Here is a 17,277-nt window from a genome sequence, read left to right on the forward strand (position 1 = left end):
TATTGTTTGGCTAATCTCTTTCATGAAAACGAATCTGTTTTTAATGTTCTATTCGAAGCTGTATCTGAAGGTGTAGTAGTAGTTGATGAAAATCAAACAATTGTTGCAACAAATACAGCTGCAGAACAGATGTTTGGTTATGTAAAAGGTGAACTGCTAAATAAACACTTAAATAGATTGATACCTTCTAATCACCACGCTGCTCATGGTGAATATTATAAAACATTTTACAAGCAATCTTCGGCAAGAAAAATGGGGCAAAACAGAAGCTTATTTGGGGTACACAAAAAAGGGCATGAATTTCCTGTTGAAGTTGGCCTAAATCCATTTAAAATAAATAATAAAAAATATGTAATGTCAATACTAATAGATATTACAATTCGTAAAGAATCAGAAAAGAAAATTATTGAGTTAAATGATTTGTTAAAAGAGAAAATATCAGTTAGAACAATTGAACTAAATAATACTGTTATTAATTTAAAGGATGAAATTGAAAAACGAATAAAAGCAGAATCAAAATTAATAAGAGCACTAAAAAAAGAAAAAGAACTTAATGAATTAAAAACCAAATTTTTATCATTGGTTTCTCATGAATTTAAAACACCTTTAAGTGGAATTTTAAATGCGGCATTGTTAACAGGGAGGTATAAACAATCTGAAATGCAGCATAAAAGAGAAAAGCATTTGCTTACTATTAAAAATAAAGTTCATTATTTAGATGGAATTTTAAATGATTTTTTATCTGTAGAAAGGCTAGAATCAGGTAAGGTAAAGTATAAATTTGGTTATTTTAAGTTAAGTAAAGTAGTGAATGAAGTGGTTTATAATGCCAATTTAATGCTCAAAAGTGGTCAGCGTATAAATTACCCATCGAATATTGATAATTTAGACGTTTATCAAGATGAAAAAATATTAGAATTAATATTATCAAACCTATTGAGAAATGCCATTAAATATTCTCCAGAAAATACAGAGATTGATTTTAAAATTAGAATTGAATCTAAAGGACTAATATTTGAAATAAAAGACCAAGGTATTGGGATACCCTTCAAAGACCAAAAGTATATTTTTAAACGCTATTTTAGAGCAGAAAATGCTTTAACTAATGAGGGAACAGGTATTGGGCTTAATATAGTTAAAGGTCATTTAGAAAGTTTAGGAGGCACAATAAGTTTTTTAAGTGTTGAAAATAAAGGGACAACATTTATTATTAATTTGCCATTAATTGAAGAAAAATGAAAACAATATTACTTATAGAAGATGACACCGTATTGAGAGAAACAACGGCTGAAATATTAGAGTTGGAAAATTATAAAGTTGTTACTGCAGCTGATGGTAAAAAAGGTGTAGAACAAGCAAAATTAGTTGTGCCAGACCTTGTAATATGCGATATTATGATGCCAGAAATGGATGGTTATGATGTGTTAAAATCACTTTCTGAAGATAATAAAACCAAACGAATTCCATTTATTTTTATGTCTGCAAAAACTGAAGTAAAAGATGTAAGAAAAGGAATGGATTTAGGCGCAGATGATTACCTTACAAAACCTATGAATATAGACCTTTTACTAAGTGCTATTGAGAGTAGATTAGCTAAAGCTGCACTTTTAAATGAAGAAGATATAAAGTCTAATACACCAAATCAAGTTGAAATTTTTCCAACTGAAATTGAGAATATTAATGATCTTAAAAATTATTTTTGTGATTTTGGAGTAACAAAAATTTACAAAAAGAGAGAACTGATATATGAGGAAAATAAATATGCGAAAAATATTTACCTTATTTATAAGGGAAAAGTAAAAAGTTTTAAAATTGATGAATTTGGAAAAGAACTTATTACAACCATTTATAAAGGTGATGATTTTTTTGGTTTTTCAGCTATTATAGACAATTCTCAAAATTATGAATCAACAATGGCAATGGAAAATTCAGAAATTGTTGTTGTAGATAAACGTACGCTACAAAAAATAATAAAAAACAATTACAATCTTTATTTAGAAATATTTCAACTAATTAATGAAAATTTATCTGAGATTAAAGAACAGTTATTACAAATGGCGTATGGCTCTATGAGAAGAAAAACAGCTCAAACTATATTAAAGTTTGCACAAAAAATGAGCTATAAGTCATCAAGTGATATTAATATCTCTCGCAGAGATTTAGCAAGCGTAGCGGGTATAGCTACAGAAAGTTTAATTAGAACTCTTACCGATTTAAAGAAGGAAGGAATTATTGAAATTGAAGGGAGAAATATTAGAATTATTAATATAGACCTATTAGAGGCTATTTATTAGTGTTATAATAAACTTTAACCCAGTTATTTAATTTATTTGTAATATAATTACTGATTAATGTCATTCTTTATGAGAACAGCTATTGTTAATTTTGTGGTTGTTTTAAAAAGTAAATGAAAAATATATTAATCTTAACAGACTTTTCAAAAAAATCTTGGAACTCTATATTATATGCACTTTCTCTATTTCATGCGGGAAATTGTAAATTTTATATGTTGCACGCCCAGAATATTCATGAAAGTAACTTTGAAAAAGCAAGCCCCCAATTTCTAAACAACAAAAAATCAAAAGATTTAAAAAATCAATTTGATATATTAATAGATAAAATTGAAAATACACAATTAAAAGGAAAACATACATTCACTCCAATAGAATCTGAAAAAAATATTTTAGAAGCTACTCGGTTTTATGTAAAAGAAAAGAAAATAGATTTAATTGTAATTGGTACCAATGGTTTGTGCCCTAATGAAAAAAAACAGGCAAATTCTATTTCAGAAGATATAATAACTAAAGTAAAATGCTCTGTTTTGGTAGTGCCTATGGAGGCGCGTTTTAAAGGGCTAAAAGAAATTGCTTTTCCAACTGATTTCACAAATTTTTATGAGGCAAAATTACTAAAAAATTTAACAAATCTTTCAAATTATTCTGAAGCGTTAATACGTTTTTTATTTCTTTCAAAAAAAGAAGTTACTCTTAATAAAGAACAACAGTGGAATAAAGAAACGTTACATGATTATTTTAAAAATCAACCACATGGTTTTCATGTTGAGGTGAACCAAAATTTTGAAGTATCTATCGAAAAATTCATCAATAAAATGAAGATAGATTTAATAATTATGGCGGCAAAAAACTTAAATTTGTTTGAACAAATATTGTTCAGACCTAAAGTAACAACTATAAGTTATTATTCTAAAATACCATTCTTAATTCTTCATTAATTACACCATTATATAATCTCATTATAAAGTTTGAAATAGTTGTATATTTATGCAAAATAAATATTTAATTAACTTTTTTATAATGAAAAAACTAGTCCTAATTTTTGGCTTTTTATTTCTTTCAGCAGAAATAATTTCGCAAACAACTATTATTAACAATATACCTTTTACAAATATAGGCCCATCAATAATGAGTGGTAGAATTGTTGCTGTTGATGTAAACCCTACTAATACTACTGAGTTTTATGCAGCGTATGCTTCAGGAGGTTTATGGTACACCAACAATAACGGAACAACATTTACTTGTGTAACCAATAATGCTCCAACTCAAAATATGGGAGCCATTGCTGTAGATTGGATAAAAGAAACTATTTGGATTGGTACAGGAGAAAGTAACTCTTCTCGTTCATCTTATGCGGGTATTGGGGTTTTAAAAAGCAACGATAAAGGAAAAACTTGGCAAAATGTTGGGCTTAAAGATTCTCAGCATATTGGTAAAATTATTATTAATAAAAACAATCCAAATGAAGTAATAGTTGGAGTAATTGGACATTTATACACCTCAAATAAAGAACGTGGTATTTTTAAAACTATGGATGGAGGTAAAACTTGGCAAAATGTATTATTTATTAATGAAAATACGGGAGTAATTGATATAAATGTTTCTCCAACAAATCCAGCTATTTTATATGCAGCATCTTGGGAACGAGAAAGAAAGGCATGGAACTTTAAAGGAAGTGGTGAAAATTCAGCCATTTATAAAAGTGCTGACTTTGGAAATACTTGGGAGAAAATTTCTAACAAAGGAAGCGGATTTCCTATAGGTGAAGGAGTTGGTAGAATTGGATTAGCAGTTTATAACGATGAAGTTTTATATGCTTTGTTAGATAATCAAAATTTGCGTTCTGCTGAAAAAAAGAAAAAAGAAGAAGGTTTGGTAAAAGATGATTTCAAAAAAATGACTAAAGAAAATTTTTTGAAATTAGATGACAAAAAATTAAATAAATATTTAAAGAGTAATGATTTTAATAAAAAATATACTGCAAAAAACATCAAAGAAACTATCAAAAAAAATGAATTTAAACCTATTGATTTAGCTACTTATTTAGAAGACGCCAACTATGTTTTACTAAATTCAAAAGTAATAGGAGCTGAATTGTATAAATCAGAAGATGGAGGTAAAACGTGGAACAAAACACATAAAAATTATTTAGATGATGTTTATAGCTCGTATGGCTATTATTTTGGAACAATTGCTGTAAACACAATAAATAAAAATAAAGTTTACATAGCAGGTGTTCCTTTATTAAAATCTGATGATGGAGGAAAAACATTTAGATCTTTAAACAAAGAAAATGTTCACGCAGATCATCATGCAATTTGGATAGATTCAAACTTAAAAGGTCATATAATTAACGGAAATGATGGCGGTATTAACATTAGTTATGATGACGGTGAAAACTGGATTAAAAATAATGCTCCTTCGGTTGGGCAATTCTACGCTGTAAACGTTGATTATAAAAAGCCTTACAATGTATATGGGGGTTTACAAGATAATGGGGTTTGGTTTGGTCCAAGTGATTATAAAGATTCAAAACGTTGGGAAAGTACAGGCGATTACCCTTATAAAATGATTGGAGGAGGAGATGGAATGCAGGTTCAAATAGATAATAGAGATAATGAAACTATTTATTCAGGATCACAATTTGGATATTACTACCGTAAAAATTTAAAAACAAATAAACGAATCAATATTCACCCTAAACACGAATTAGGAGACACACCTTATCGTTATAATTGGCAAACACCTATTTTATTATCACCTCACAACCAAGATATTTTCTATATGGGGGCAAATAAATTATTGCGCTCTATGGATAAAGGAGAAACTTTTCAAGTAATTTCCCCCGATTTAACCACGGGAGGAAAAAAAGGAAATGTACCCTATGGAACACTTACTGCCATTTCTGAAAGTCCACTTCAATTTGGATTAATTTATGTTGGTAGTGACGATGGTTATGTCAATGTAACAAAAGACGGAGGTGTTAACTGGACAAATATTTCTAATAATTTACCACAAAACTTATGGGTTTCACGTGTGATTGCTTCGCAGTATAACAAAAACAGAGTTTATGTAACGTTAAATGGATATAGAAATGATGATTTTAAACCGTATGTTTTTGTAAGTGAAGATTATGGAAAAACGTGGAAAAATATCCAAAGTAATTTACCTAATTCGCCTATCAATGTAGTTAGAGAAGATTCAACAGATGAAAATATATTGTATTTGGGAACAGACGAAGGTGTTTTTGTAACGTTTAACAAGGGAGAAAACTGGCAACAGTTTACTAAAGGATTGCCAATTGTACCAGTTCATGATTTGGCAATTCAAAAGAAGGCTAAAGACTTAGTAATTGGAACGCATGGAAGATCTATCTATAAAGCAGATATTACTGCTTTACAAAAATATAATAAAATTAAAAATAATGATATTGTAGTTTTTGAAATTCCTAAAATTGAGTACTCTTCAAATTGGGGAAGTGCTTGGAATCAATGGTTAGAACCAACTGTTCCAAAAATCACCATTCCTTTTTATGTAACAAATGGAGGAACATACGCGGTTGAGATTTTATCAGAAGATAAGCATAAACTTCAAAAATTTTCAGTAAAGGCAAGCAGAGGGTTTAATTATGTAAATTATGATGTTACTTTTTCTGAAGATAAAGGGAAATCTTATTTTATGAAAAATAAAATTTCAATAAAAAAAGCTAAAAATAAAAAGTACTATTTACCAAAAGGAAGCTATATTTTAAAAATTCATAAAGGTTCAACTAGTACAAGTCAAAAATTTGAAGTTCAATAAAATTTAGTGTTTTGTATTAAACGAGGCTGTCTGAAAAGCAATTATACTTGTCATTTTGAACAAAGTGAAAAATCTCAACATCTTGATATATAAGTGTTTAATTTCAAGGAGATTCTTCATTTACATTCAGAATAACACTTTTTAGACAGCCTCTTTTAAGTTAATACTTGAGGTCTTCCAACTCTTTAAAAGGAGACAGGTTTAATTCTTTAATCATTTTTTTATAAGCAGCCCAGTTAGTTTTATAAAATTTATTTATTTTAGAAATAACAACACTTACTTTAGCATCTGCATTTTTAACTAAAGTAATTTCAGTTTTTCCAGGTTTTTGAAGTAATGAGCTAACGTATCTTCTTGCTAAAAACAAATAAGATATTGTACTTGGGAATTCAGTAGCGGTAATACCTTGTCGTTCATCTTTTTTTCCTAACATATCATCTAAAAGATTATCTATTTTTTTTAGAATCTCATCTTGAGATTTTAAAAGTTCTTTTTTATTTTTAATTTTATCTTGAGTTTTAATTCGCTTTTTGTAATCTTCAACAATTTCTTTTGATGTTAATAAACGTTGCGTAGCTACACTGGCAATACCAATTTTGTTCTCTAATTGTTTTAATAAATTATATTTGGCATTTAGAACTTCAGAAGTTATTTTCACTCTAGGGTCGTACTTCACATTAACTGTTTCACTAACAGTTTCATTCCCTGCATGAAGTTTTATAGTGTAAGTGCCTGGTAAAACGGTTATTCCACGTGGTTCAGGAGCATTCTTTTTAACTTTTTCTCTTGAAGGCATCCTTTCCCCCTTTTCTTTTAATCCCCAATATATTCTGTGTAAGCCATTTTTCTTAGGAGCTTTCATTTTAATACTTCGTATAAGTTTATTTTTAGCATTATAAACTTCAAAGAAAATAGAATCAAATTTTACAGATGGTTTTTCTAATTTCACTTCTGTTGTTTTTGAACTCTTTTTCTTTTTTGTTGAATTTTTTTTAATTTCTGGTTTGTTCAAAACATAGGTTATCATAGCTCCTTTAGGTCTATTATCTCCATTAAAAATTGCATTTGCGCCAAAACGTGTGCCAGAAGGTTGCTGATTTTGTGTTATAAAAGCGGTAGGTGGAGTGAATACATGTAATGTCTTGTCAATTATAGATTTACCTTCTTTTGCCATTGCTCTAAAAGGTCTAATATCATCTAAAATATAGATAGCCCTTCCAAAAGTTCCAATTACTAAATCTTGTTCGCGTGGTTGAATTGCCAAATCCATTGTTGAAACTTCAGGGAAGTTATTAGTCCATTTTGTCCAAGTTTTACCCTCATCAATGCTTATGTATAAGCCATATTCAGTACCTAAAAATAATAAATTTTCTTCTTCAATATCTTGTGAAATTGCAAGTGTATATCCAAATGTTTCAGGTTTTTCTTTCAGTATGTTTTCCCATGTTTTACCAAAGTCGGTTGTCTTAAATAAATAAGGTTTAAAATCAAATAGTCTGTAATTATTTACAATTACATAAGCCTCTCCTTTATTAAATTTTGAAGCTCTAATTTGAGGAACCCAACTTCCTTTAGGTAAACCTTTAATGTTATTGGTTACATTTTCCCAAGTTTTACCTCCATTTTTTGTGAGTTGAACATTTCCATCATCAGTACCCACCCAAATAAGATTTTCATCTAAAATACTTGGTTCAATAGCCAAAATAGTACAATGATTTTCAGCCCCTGTAGCATCCATTGTTAATCCGCCACTATCAAATTGTTTTTGGAACTCTTTATTATTCGTGGTTAAATCTGGAGAAATTATTTCCCAAGTGTAACCTTTATCGGTTGATTTATGTACAAATTGACTGCCAAAATAAAGTGTTTTTTTATCAAAAGGATTTATTGCAATTGCCGCATTCCAATTAAAACGAAGTTTTACATCTGGATTTGGATGTGTAGGTCTAATTCCTTTGGTGTAACCTGTTTTTCTGTCATATCTAGCAACGTAACCTTGTTGAGACATTCCATATCCATATCTCGAATTTTCTGGGTCAGGAACTACATCAAATCCATCTCCAAATAATATTTCTTGCCAATATGAATTTCGAATACCTTGATCTTTTAAAACATAAGCAGGGCCAACCCAAGATCCATTATCTTGCATACCTCCATACACATTGTAAGGGAAATCATTATCAACACTAACATGATAAAATTGACCAATAGGTAAATTTTCAATAAAACGCCAATTTTTACCTCTATCATGGGTAATATTTAAACCACCATCATTTCCATCTATCATAAAACTTGGGTTTGTTGGGTGTATCCACCAAGCATGATGATCGGGATGTACACCTTTTGAAGTGCCGTAAGCTGGCATTAATTGTTTGAATGATTTACCACCGTCTTCACTAACATTCACATAAGTAAAAACAGAATAAATTCTGTTTTCATTAATAGGGTCAACAAAAATATCAGAATAGTAAAAAGGCCTGTTTCCAATTCCTCCAGAGCCTCTTCCACTAGATTTATCATTTATTTTTTTCCATTTAAAACCACCATCTTCAGATTTGTATAGTGCATTTTTTTTAGCTTCAACTAAGGCATAAATAATTTTGGTATTACTTGGAGCAATTGCAACACCAATTCTACCTAAATTTCCTTCAGGTAAACCATCTTTACTTGTTAATTTTTTCCAGTTTTCGCCACGATCATAAGTTATGTATAGACCAGAACCTTCACCTCCAGATTTAAAAGTCCAAGGTTTACGCTGGTGTTCCCACATTGCAGCAATTAGTTTATTGGGATTGTTAGGGTCTACTACCAAATCAGCACAACCAGTTTTATTATTAACAAACAACGATTTTGTCCAAGTTTTACCACCGTCAGTTGTTTTAAAAACACCACGTTCGGGGTGCTCTCCCCAAGGAGAACCTATAGCTCCAACATAAACAGTATTGGGATTATCCTTATCAATTATTATTTTATGAATATTTCGTGTTTTTTCTAAGCCCATTAATTTCCAAGTTTTACCTGCGTCTAAACTTTTGTACAAACCATATCCACCAGTTAGGCTATTTCTTGGATTTCCTTCTCCAGTTCCAATCCAAATAACATCGGGGTTACTTTGTTGAATTGCAATTGAACCTATAGACATTGGGCCGTATTTATCAAAAATAGGTTTCCAGTTAATACCACCACTTTCAGATTTCCACAATCCACCTGAGGCAGAGCCCACATAAATAATATTAGGACTTTCAGTAACCACATCAATAGCTGTAATTCTACCGCTCATACCAGCTGGACCAATGGATCTAGTTTTAATATCTTTAAATTTATTTATATCAAATTGTTGAGAAAATGTAGTTAATGAAATAAAAAGAATAAGTAAAGTTAAATTTTTCATTTGTTTGGTTTTGTTGATTTTAATTCAATTTCTAAATATAAAAAAATGCAAAGCAAAGAAATGTTAAAGTTATTATAAAATGGATATGATTAAGTAAAAACAAAACAGCCATCAATTGATGACTGTTTTGTAATCAAATTAATTTTAAAGAATACTATTTGCTAATACATTTAGCTCTATTGTATTCATAATTCATTCTAGCAATATCTAGTAATTGAACTTCTTGTGGACAAACCATGGCACAAGCTCCGGTGTTTGTACAACTACCAAAACCTTCTTCATCATGAGCATTCACCATCCACAAAACACGTTCGCTACGTTCTATTTTACCTTGAGGCAGTTTGGCTAGATGAGCTACTTTAGCTGACACAAATAATGCAGCAGAAGAATTTTTACATGTTGCCACACAAGCTCCACACCCTATGCAAGCAGCACTATCAAATGCGCTTTCGGCAATATCATGGTGAATTGGAATCGCATTTGCTTCAGGAGCCATACCAGTAAAAGATGAAATATACCCACCAGCTTGAATAATTTTATCCATAGAGCTTCTATCAACTTTTAAATCTCTAATAACAGGAAAAGAATTAGCTCTAAAAGGCTCAATAATTAAGGTGTCACCATCTTTGAAAGAACGCAAATGTGTTTGGCAAGTTGTATAATGAGATTCAGGACCATGTGCCTGTCCATTAATTACTAATGAACATTGCCCACAAATTCCTTCTCTACAATCATGGTCAAATTCTACAGCAGGCTCTCCTTTAACAGCTAGTTGCTCATTGAGTACGTCTAACATTTCTAAAAAAGACATATCAGAACTTAAATCTGATAATTTGTAGGTTACTAATTTTCCTTTGGTTTTGGCATTTTCTTGACGCCATATTTTAAGTGTCAGTTTCATAATCTTTTTTATTTATATGACCGTACTGTTGGTGTAACTTCTGTAAATTCTAATGGTTCTTTATGCAGCTTCCATTTTTCTCCTTCTTGCCATTCCCAAGCAGAAGAAAACATATAATTTTCATCATCACGCATAGCTTCACCTTCCGGAGTTTGAAAATCTTCTCTAAAATGAGCTCCACAACTTTCTTTTCTTTCTAGAGCATCTACTGCCATTAATTCAGCTATCTCTAAATAATCAGCCAAACGACCAGCTTTTTCTAATTCAGAATTCGGACCATTTTCATTACCGGGTATTGCAGCATTTTCCCAAAATTCTTTACGTAGTTTTTTTATTTCGTCAATAGCCCAAATTAAACCTTTTTCATTTCGTGACATAGCTACTTCTTTAAACATAATTTTACCCAATCGTCTATGAATTTGGTCAACAGGCATGGTTCCTTTGATATTCAATAATTTCTTAACTTGTTCTTTTACCCCTTTTTCAGCCTCTTCAAATTCAGGTGTGTCTGTTGAAATTTTTCCAGTTCTAATTTCATTAGCTAAATAATTAGAAATGGTATTAGGCAAAATAAAATTACCGTCAACAGACGCTTGTAAAAGAGAATTTGCACCTAAACGATTTGCTCCGTGATCAGCAAAATTTGCTTCACCTACAGCAAATAACCCGGGAATTGTAGTTTGAAGTTCATAATCAACCCATAAACCTCCCATAGAGAAATGAGCGGCAGGTGATATTTTCATAGGTTCATTATAAGCGTTTATAGCAGTAATTTTCTCATACATTGTAAAAAGGTTTCCATACCTTTCTTTAATGGTCTCCTTACCTAATTTTTCAATGGCAGTTTTAAAATCAAGATATACAGCATTTTTTAAAGGGCCAACACCATGGCCAGCATCCATTCTTTCTTTAGCGGCTCTTGAGGCAACATCTCTAGGAACCAAATTACCAAATGCTGGGTATCTTCTTTCTAGGTAGTAATCTCTATCTTCTTCAGGAATATCTCCAGGCTTTCTGTTGTCATCTTTATTTTTAGGTACCCAGATACGGCCATCATTTCTGAGAGATTCTGACATTAACGTTAATTTAGATTGATGTTCTCCAGATTGAGGCAAAGCTGTAGGATGAATTTGTGTCCAAGAAGGGTTTGCAAAGTAGGCTCCTTTTTTATGAGCACGCCAGTTTGCAGATCCGTTAGAGTTCATCGCTAAAGTGGACAAATAGAATATTTTACCAAAGCCACCCGTTCCAAAAACAATAGCGTGGGCTGCATAACGTTCAATTTCTCCTGTATCTAAATTACGAGCAATAATACCTCTTGCCTTCCCATCAATAACAACAAGGTCTAAAATTTCATGACGTTTATACTGTTGTAGTTTTCCAATTTTAACCTGTTTCATCATAGCTTGGTAGGTAGCCATCAATAGTTGTTGACCAGTTTGACCACGGGCATAGAAAGTACGAGAAACTTGTACACCACCAAAAGAACGATTGCTTAAGTATCCGCTATACTCACGCCCAAACGGAACACCTTGGGCAACCATATGGTCAATTAAATTTGCAGAAACTTCAGCCATTCTATAAACATTGGCTTCACGTGATCTAAAATCACCGCCTTTAATGGTGTCGTAAAACATTCTATATACATTATCACCATCATTTTTATAATTTTTTGCCGCGTTTACACCTCCTTGAGCTGCAACAGAATGTGAGCGCCTAGCTGAATCTTGGAAAAAGAATACCTTTACGTTGTATCCTAATTCTGCTAATGAAGCGGCAGCTCCGCCTCCAGACAAACCTCCACCGACTACAATGATATCTAATTTTTTACGATTTGCCGGGTTTACAATATGTGTTTTAGCAAGGTAATTTTGCCATTTATCTTTTAAAGGACCTTCAGGAATTTTTGCATTAAGAGCCATAATTATATTTTATTTGAAGTAAATAATGATTGGAATGATAGCATATAATATTGCCATAACTAAACTAAAACACAGTGCTACATATTTGATAACATTCATTAATTTTTTAGGATATATTCCTAAAGAACGATGTGCACTTTCAATACCGTGAACTAAGTGAAAACCCAATGCTATAATTCCTATCTCATAGATGAGTACAAACCACCAAGTTTTAAGAGTGACAATAACTAATTCATATAAATCATGCTCTACTTTTAAAACTTTGTATTGCAACCAAAATTGAGCCATATGAATAACTAAAAACACACCTATTATTGTCCCTAAAATACCCATATTTCTAGAATACCAAGTACTTGTAGAGTTATCTGTGACTATGTATTTGTCTCCTCTGCTTCTCCAATTATTAATAGTGATTAAGGTAGCATCAATTATATGTGTAATAATTGCTACATATAAAACCCATGCAACTAATGTTACTGGCCAAAAATGCACTAAAAAGTGTGAATAGGCATTATACATGTCATGCGTATTAGCAACACCTCCCCAAAATTCAATTGGGAAAAATGAATTAGGTATTATGAGTATAAGATTTCCTACAAGGTGAATTATAAGGAAAAAGATGATAAATAGTCCGGTTACAGCCATTAGGTTTTTGCGACCAACCGACGTTTTGAATAGTCCTTTTTTTATTGCCATAAGGCTACTTTTTTGAGTTGAGAGATTAAAGGTAAAAGACGATATTGTTTTTAATAGTGATATTTGTCAGATTTTACTTTGAGCGATATTATTTATAATTAATCTAAATTACAAAGATATATTTATAGGTTTTTTAAAATCCTCAATTCAAATAGTTATATTTGGGCTTTTTAAAACTTAAAAAATATGAGCGGAATTTTATCTTCATCAATAGCAAGGAAAGTAGCCATGGCGCTGTCAGCACTTTTCCTTATTATTTTCTTACTTATTCACTTATCAGTTAACTTAACATCCTTATTTAGTAAAGATGCTTTTAATGAGGCATCTCATTTTATGGGTACAAACCCACTAATACAGTTTGTAATGCAACCAATATTAATTTTTGGAGTTGTATTTCATTTTGTAATGGGTTTTGTTTTAGAGTTAAAAAACAGAGAGGCAAGAAATGTAAAATATGTTAAAAATAATGGAGCAGCTAACGCAACTTGGATGTCAAGAAATATGATATATAGTGGCTTGGCTATTTTAGCATTTCTAGTATTACATTTTATTGATTTTTGGATACCGGAAATCAATCATAAATATATAGAAGTTTTGCCAGAAAACCCTACAAGATACTTTGTAGAATTACAGCATAAATTTTCAGAACCATGGAGAGTAGGGGCTTATGTAATTGCATTTGTGTTATTAGCGTTGCATTTATTACACGGATTCCAATCTGCATTTCAATCTATGGGGTTTAACAATAAATACACAAAATGTGTAAAAACTTTAGGTAAAATTTATGCCATTGTTATTCCTTTAGGGTTTATTACTGTAGCGCTTTATAATTATTTTAGTCAATTAAACCATTAATCTTATAAAAAATTATGACGACTTTAAATTCAAGAGTACCAGAAGGTCCAATAAAAGATAAATGGACACTATATAAAGATAAAATTAATTTAGTAAACCCAGCTAATAAACGCAATATAGATATTATTGTAATTGGAACAGGTTTAGCCGGAGGATCGGCTGCAGCTACGTTGGCAGAATTAGGATACAGTGTAAAAGCATTTGCTTATCAAGATTCTCCACGTAGAGCACATTCAATTGCTGCCCAAGGAGGAATTAATGCCTCAAAAAATTATATGGGAGATGGAGATTCTAACTATCGATTATTTTATGATACGGTAAAAGGAGGGGATTATCGTTCTCGTGAAGCAAATGTATATCGTTTGGCAGAGGTTTCAGGGAATATTATTGACCAATGTGTAGCGCAAGGAGTTCCTTTTGCTCGTGATTATGGTGGGTTATTAGATAATCGTTCATTTGGTGGTGTATTAGTATCACGTACATTTTACGCAAAAGGGCAAACAGGTCAACAATTACTTTTAGGTGCGTATGCAGCTATGAATAGACAAATTGCACGTGGAAAAATAGAAATGTTTAACCGTCACGAAATGTTAGACATTGTAAAAATAGATGGAAAAGCAAGAGGTATTATTGCTCGGGATTTAATATCAGGAAAAATTGAGCGTCATTCTGCACATGCTGTTGTTATTGCTACGGGTGGTTACGGAAATGTTTATTATTTATCTACCAATGCCATGGGTTCAAATGCTACCGCAGCATGGAAAATTCATAAAAAAGGAGCTTATTTTGCAAATCCTTGTTTCACGCAAATTCATCCTACATGTATCCCACGATCGGGAGACTATCAATCTAAACTTACGTTAATGTCAGAATCATTACGTAATGATGGTAGAATTTGGGTTCCTGCAAAAATTGAAGATGCAAAAGCAATTCAACAAGGGAAACTAAAACCTACTGAAATAGCAGAAGAAGATAGAGATTACTACCTAGAAAGAAGGTACCCAGCATTTGGTAATTTGGTACCTCGTGATGTGGCATCAAGAGCAGCAAAAGAACGTTGTGATGCAGGTTACGGAGTGAATGCAACAGGAGAGGCTGTATATTTAGATTTTAAAGCAGCTATTCATCGTTATGGAAGAGAGCAAGCTAAAATTCACGGAATATCAAATCCTTCAGAAGAAAAAATAATTGAATTGGGAGAAGGAATTATTGAAGCCAAATATGGGAATTTATTTCAAATGTATGAGAAAATTATTGATGAAAACCCATACAAAACGCCTATGATGATTTATCCAGCAACTCACTATACAATGGGTGGTGTTTGGGTTGATTATAATTTAATGACTACAGTTCCTGGGTTGTACTGTATTGGAGAAGCAAATTTCTCAGACCATGGCGCAAATAGGCTAGGAGCTTCAGCTTTAATGCAAGGACTTGCCGATGGTTATTTTGTGTTGCCTTATACAATAGGTGATTATTTGTCGGATGATATACGAACAGGAAAAATAGCAACCGATACTAAAGAATTTGATGAAGTAGAGAAAGAAGTGAAAGACCGTTTAGAATTTTTCATCAATAATAAAGGAACACATTCTGTAGATTATTTTCATAAAAAGCTAGGGTTGGTAATGTGGAATAAAGTTGGAATGGCACGTAATGAAAAGCATTTAAAAGAAGCAATTCAAGAAATTCAAGAAATTCGTGAAGATTTCTGGAAAAATGTAAAAGTTCCTGGAAGTTTAAATGAATTTAATCAAGAACTTGAAAAAGCGGGAAGAGTAGCTGATTTTTTAGAACTGGGTGAATTATTTGCGAAAGATGCTTTAGAGCGTGAAGAATCTTGTGGAGGTCATTTTAGAGAAGAACACGTAACTGAAGATGGTGAAGCCAAACGTGACGATAAAAATTATGCGTATGTTGCAGCTTGGGAATATACAGGGAAACCAAGTGAAGCTATTTTACATAAAGAACAATTAGAATTTAAAGATATTGAGTTGAAAACTCGTTCATATAAATAAAAAGACATTATGGATTTAACGTTAAAAATTTGGAGACAAAAAGGACCTCAAGATAAAGGTCAAATGGTCGAATATAAAGTAACAGATATTTCAGAACATATGTCATTTTTAGAAATGATGGATGTGTTAAATGAAAGTTTAGTCGCAAAAAATGAAGAGCCTATTGCTTTTGACCATGATTGCAGAGAGGGAATATGTGGAATGTGTTCCTTGTATATTAATGGGGAAGCCCATGGACCAGATAGGGGAATTACTACCTGTCAGTTACATATGCGTATGTTTAAAAACGGTGATACAATTTATATAGAACCATTTAGAGCAAAAGCATTTCCTGTTATTAAAGATTTAGTTGTTGACCGTATGGCTTTTGAGCGTATTCAACAAGCAGGTGGTTTTATTTCTGTAAATACTTCAGGAAATACACAAGATGCGAATGCAATTCCTATTTCTAAGCACAATGCAGATTTATCTATGGATGCTGCGGCTTGTATTGGATGTGGAGCTTGTGTAGCAAGTTGTAAAAACTCGAGTGCTATGTTATTTGTTTCGGCTAAAGTTTCACAATTTGCTTTGTTACCACAAGGTAAAATTGAAGCAGCTGACAGAGTGAGAAATATGGTATCTCAAATGGATTTGGAAGGTTTTGGAAACTGTACAAATACAGGTGCTTGTGAAGTTGAATGTCCGAAGGGAATTTCTTTAGAAAATATTGCACGTATGAACCGTGAATATTTAAAAGCTAGTATTATTTAAATTTAAAGTCTATAATATTTTAAAAAAACCTGTTTCAGAAACGAAACAGGTTTTTTGGCATATAATTACCCGTTAAAGATAATAAATTATCGTTATTCAATAATTTATTTTATATTTGTAGTGTTAATTATAGCGTTATGAGAAAAATACATATTTTAAAGGCAATTGTAGATTTTGTTTGGATAGTCTCCATTCCAATAATTCCATTTGCAATTGTAGCCATACCACTTATTTTTTTTATGGATGATTTAGGAGATTTTGATATTAAAATAAATGGTGTGCTATTAACTTCAAATTCAATTTTATCAAAAGTGTTGATAGTTGTTTCAATAACAGCATTTTTACTAACTTTTTACAGTTTATACCTTTTTAGAAAAGTATTGGCCTATTTTTTAAGGTTAAAAATATTTGATAATACTGTTATTTCTTCATTTAATAAAATAGGAAATTTACTGGTGATTTCAGGAATATTGTCTTTAGCCGTTTCATTCATCTTCACATTATATTTTAAACACAAAATTATTTTTGAAGTAGGGTACGATTCAAAAATATTAATAATTTGCTTTGGATTATTTTTTATGATTTTAAGTGAAGTGTTCAAAATATCTAAAGGAATGAAAGAAGAAAATGATTTAACAATTTAACA

12 protein-coding genes are annotated in these 17,277 nt (G+C 31.3%); 8 read left to right on the forward strand and 4 right to left on the reverse strand.

Going from position 1 to position 17,277, the window contains the following annotated elements; all coding sequences use genetic code 11:
- The first annotated feature begins 6 nt into the window (after nucleotides 1-6).
- From Lupro_RS09475 to Lupro_RS09490, 4 genes are all read left to right on the forward strand, one after another.
- A complete protein-coding gene (locus Lupro_RS09475) occupies nucleotides 7-1,239 on the forward strand; it encodes a PAS domain-containing sensor histidine kinase (RefSeq protein ID WP_068209279.1) in 1,233 nt (410 codons plus the stop codon).
- The gene (locus tag Lupro_RS09480; RefSeq protein WP_068209282.1) at nucleotides 1,236-2,294 is read left to right on the forward strand and encodes a response regulator; all 1,059 of its coding nucleotides are present in this window, start codon (nucleotides 1,236-1,238) and stop codon (nucleotides 2,292-2,294) included. The genes Lupro_RS09475 and Lupro_RS09480 overlap by 4 nt, the downstream gene beginning before the upstream one ends.
- 113 nt (nucleotides 2,295-2,407) lie before the next feature.
- Nucleotides 2,408-3,232, forward strand: a complete 825-nt coding sequence (locus tag Lupro_RS09485; protein ID WP_068209285.1) for a universal stress protein — start codon at nucleotides 2,408-2,410, stop codon at nucleotides 3,230-3,232.
- An 82-nt stretch (nucleotides 3,233-3,314) separates the two neighbouring features.
- Nucleotides 3,315-6,095 carry a VPS10 domain-containing protein gene (locus Lupro_RS09490; protein ID WP_068211564.1) on the forward strand — a complete coding sequence of 927 codons (2,781 nt, stop codon included), beginning with the start codon at nucleotides 3,315-3,317 and terminating at the stop codon, nucleotides 6,093-6,095.
- 160 nt (nucleotides 6,096-6,255) lie between these two features.
- Here Lupro_RS09490 and Lupro_RS09495 read toward each other — a convergent pair whose 3' ends face one another.
- The 4 genes from Lupro_RS09495 to Lupro_RS09510 all read right to left on the reverse strand — a co-directional run bounded on the left by Lupro_RS09495 (nucleotide 6,256) and on the right by Lupro_RS09510 (nucleotide 13,005).
- A complete protein-coding gene (locus Lupro_RS09495; protein ID WP_068209287.1) occupies nucleotides 6,256-9,486 on the reverse strand; it encodes a VPS10 domain-containing protein in 3,231 nt (1,076 codons plus the stop codon).
- A 154-nt stretch (nucleotides 9,487-9,640) separates the two neighbouring features.
- Entirely contained in the window at nucleotides 9,641-10,387 is a 747-nt protein-coding gene (locus Lupro_RS09500) for a succinate dehydrogenase/fumarate reductase iron-sulfur subunit (protein WP_068209291.1), read from the reverse strand.
- Nucleotides 10,388-10,395: 8 nt separating this feature from the next.
- Complete coding sequence (locus Lupro_RS09505; protein ID WP_068209295.1) at nucleotides 10,396-12,309, reverse strand: fumarate reductase/succinate dehydrogenase flavoprotein subunit; 1,914 nt, start codon at nucleotides 12,307-12,309, stop codon at nucleotides 10,396-10,398.
- Nucleotides 12,310-12,318: 9 nt separating this feature from the next.
- A complete protein-coding gene (locus Lupro_RS09510; RefSeq protein ID WP_068209298.1) occupies nucleotides 12,319-13,005 on the reverse strand; it encodes a succinate dehydrogenase cytochrome b subunit in 687 nt (228 codons plus the stop codon).
- Between the two features lie 186 nt (nucleotides 13,006-13,191).
- Between Lupro_RS09510 and Lupro_RS09515 the strand changes: the two genes are divergently transcribed.
- The 4 genes from Lupro_RS09515 (at nucleotide 13,192) to Lupro_RS09530 (ending at nucleotide 17,275) form a co-directional block, all read left to right on the forward strand.
- The gene (locus Lupro_RS09515; protein WP_068209302.1) at nucleotides 13,192-13,860 is read left to right on the forward strand and encodes a succinate dehydrogenase cytochrome b subunit; all 669 of its coding nucleotides are present in this window, start codon (nucleotides 13,192-13,194) and stop codon (nucleotides 13,858-13,860) included.
- A 14-nt stretch (nucleotides 13,861-13,874) separates the two neighbouring features.
- Entirely contained in the window at nucleotides 13,875-15,878 is a 2,004-nt protein-coding gene (locus Lupro_RS09520) for a fumarate reductase/succinate dehydrogenase flavoprotein subunit (protein ID WP_068209305.1), read from the forward strand.
- Nucleotides 15,879-15,887: 9 nt separating this feature from the next.
- Entirely contained in the window at nucleotides 15,888-16,631 is a 744-nt protein-coding gene (locus Lupro_RS09525) for a succinate dehydrogenase/fumarate reductase iron-sulfur subunit (protein WP_068209308.1), read from the forward strand.
- A gap of 137 nt (nucleotides 16,632-16,768) precedes the next feature.
- A complete protein-coding gene (locus Lupro_RS09530) occupies nucleotides 16,769-17,275 on the forward strand; it encodes a DUF2975 domain-containing protein (protein ID WP_068209312.1) in 507 nt (168 codons plus the stop codon).
- Nucleotides 17,276-17,277: the final 2 nt, after the last annotated feature.

The sequence above is a fragment of the Lutibacter profundi genome, assembly GCF_001543325.1.
Lineage (GTDB): Bacteria > Bacteroidota > Bacteroidia > Flavobacteriales > Flavobacteriaceae > Lutibacter > Lutibacter profundi.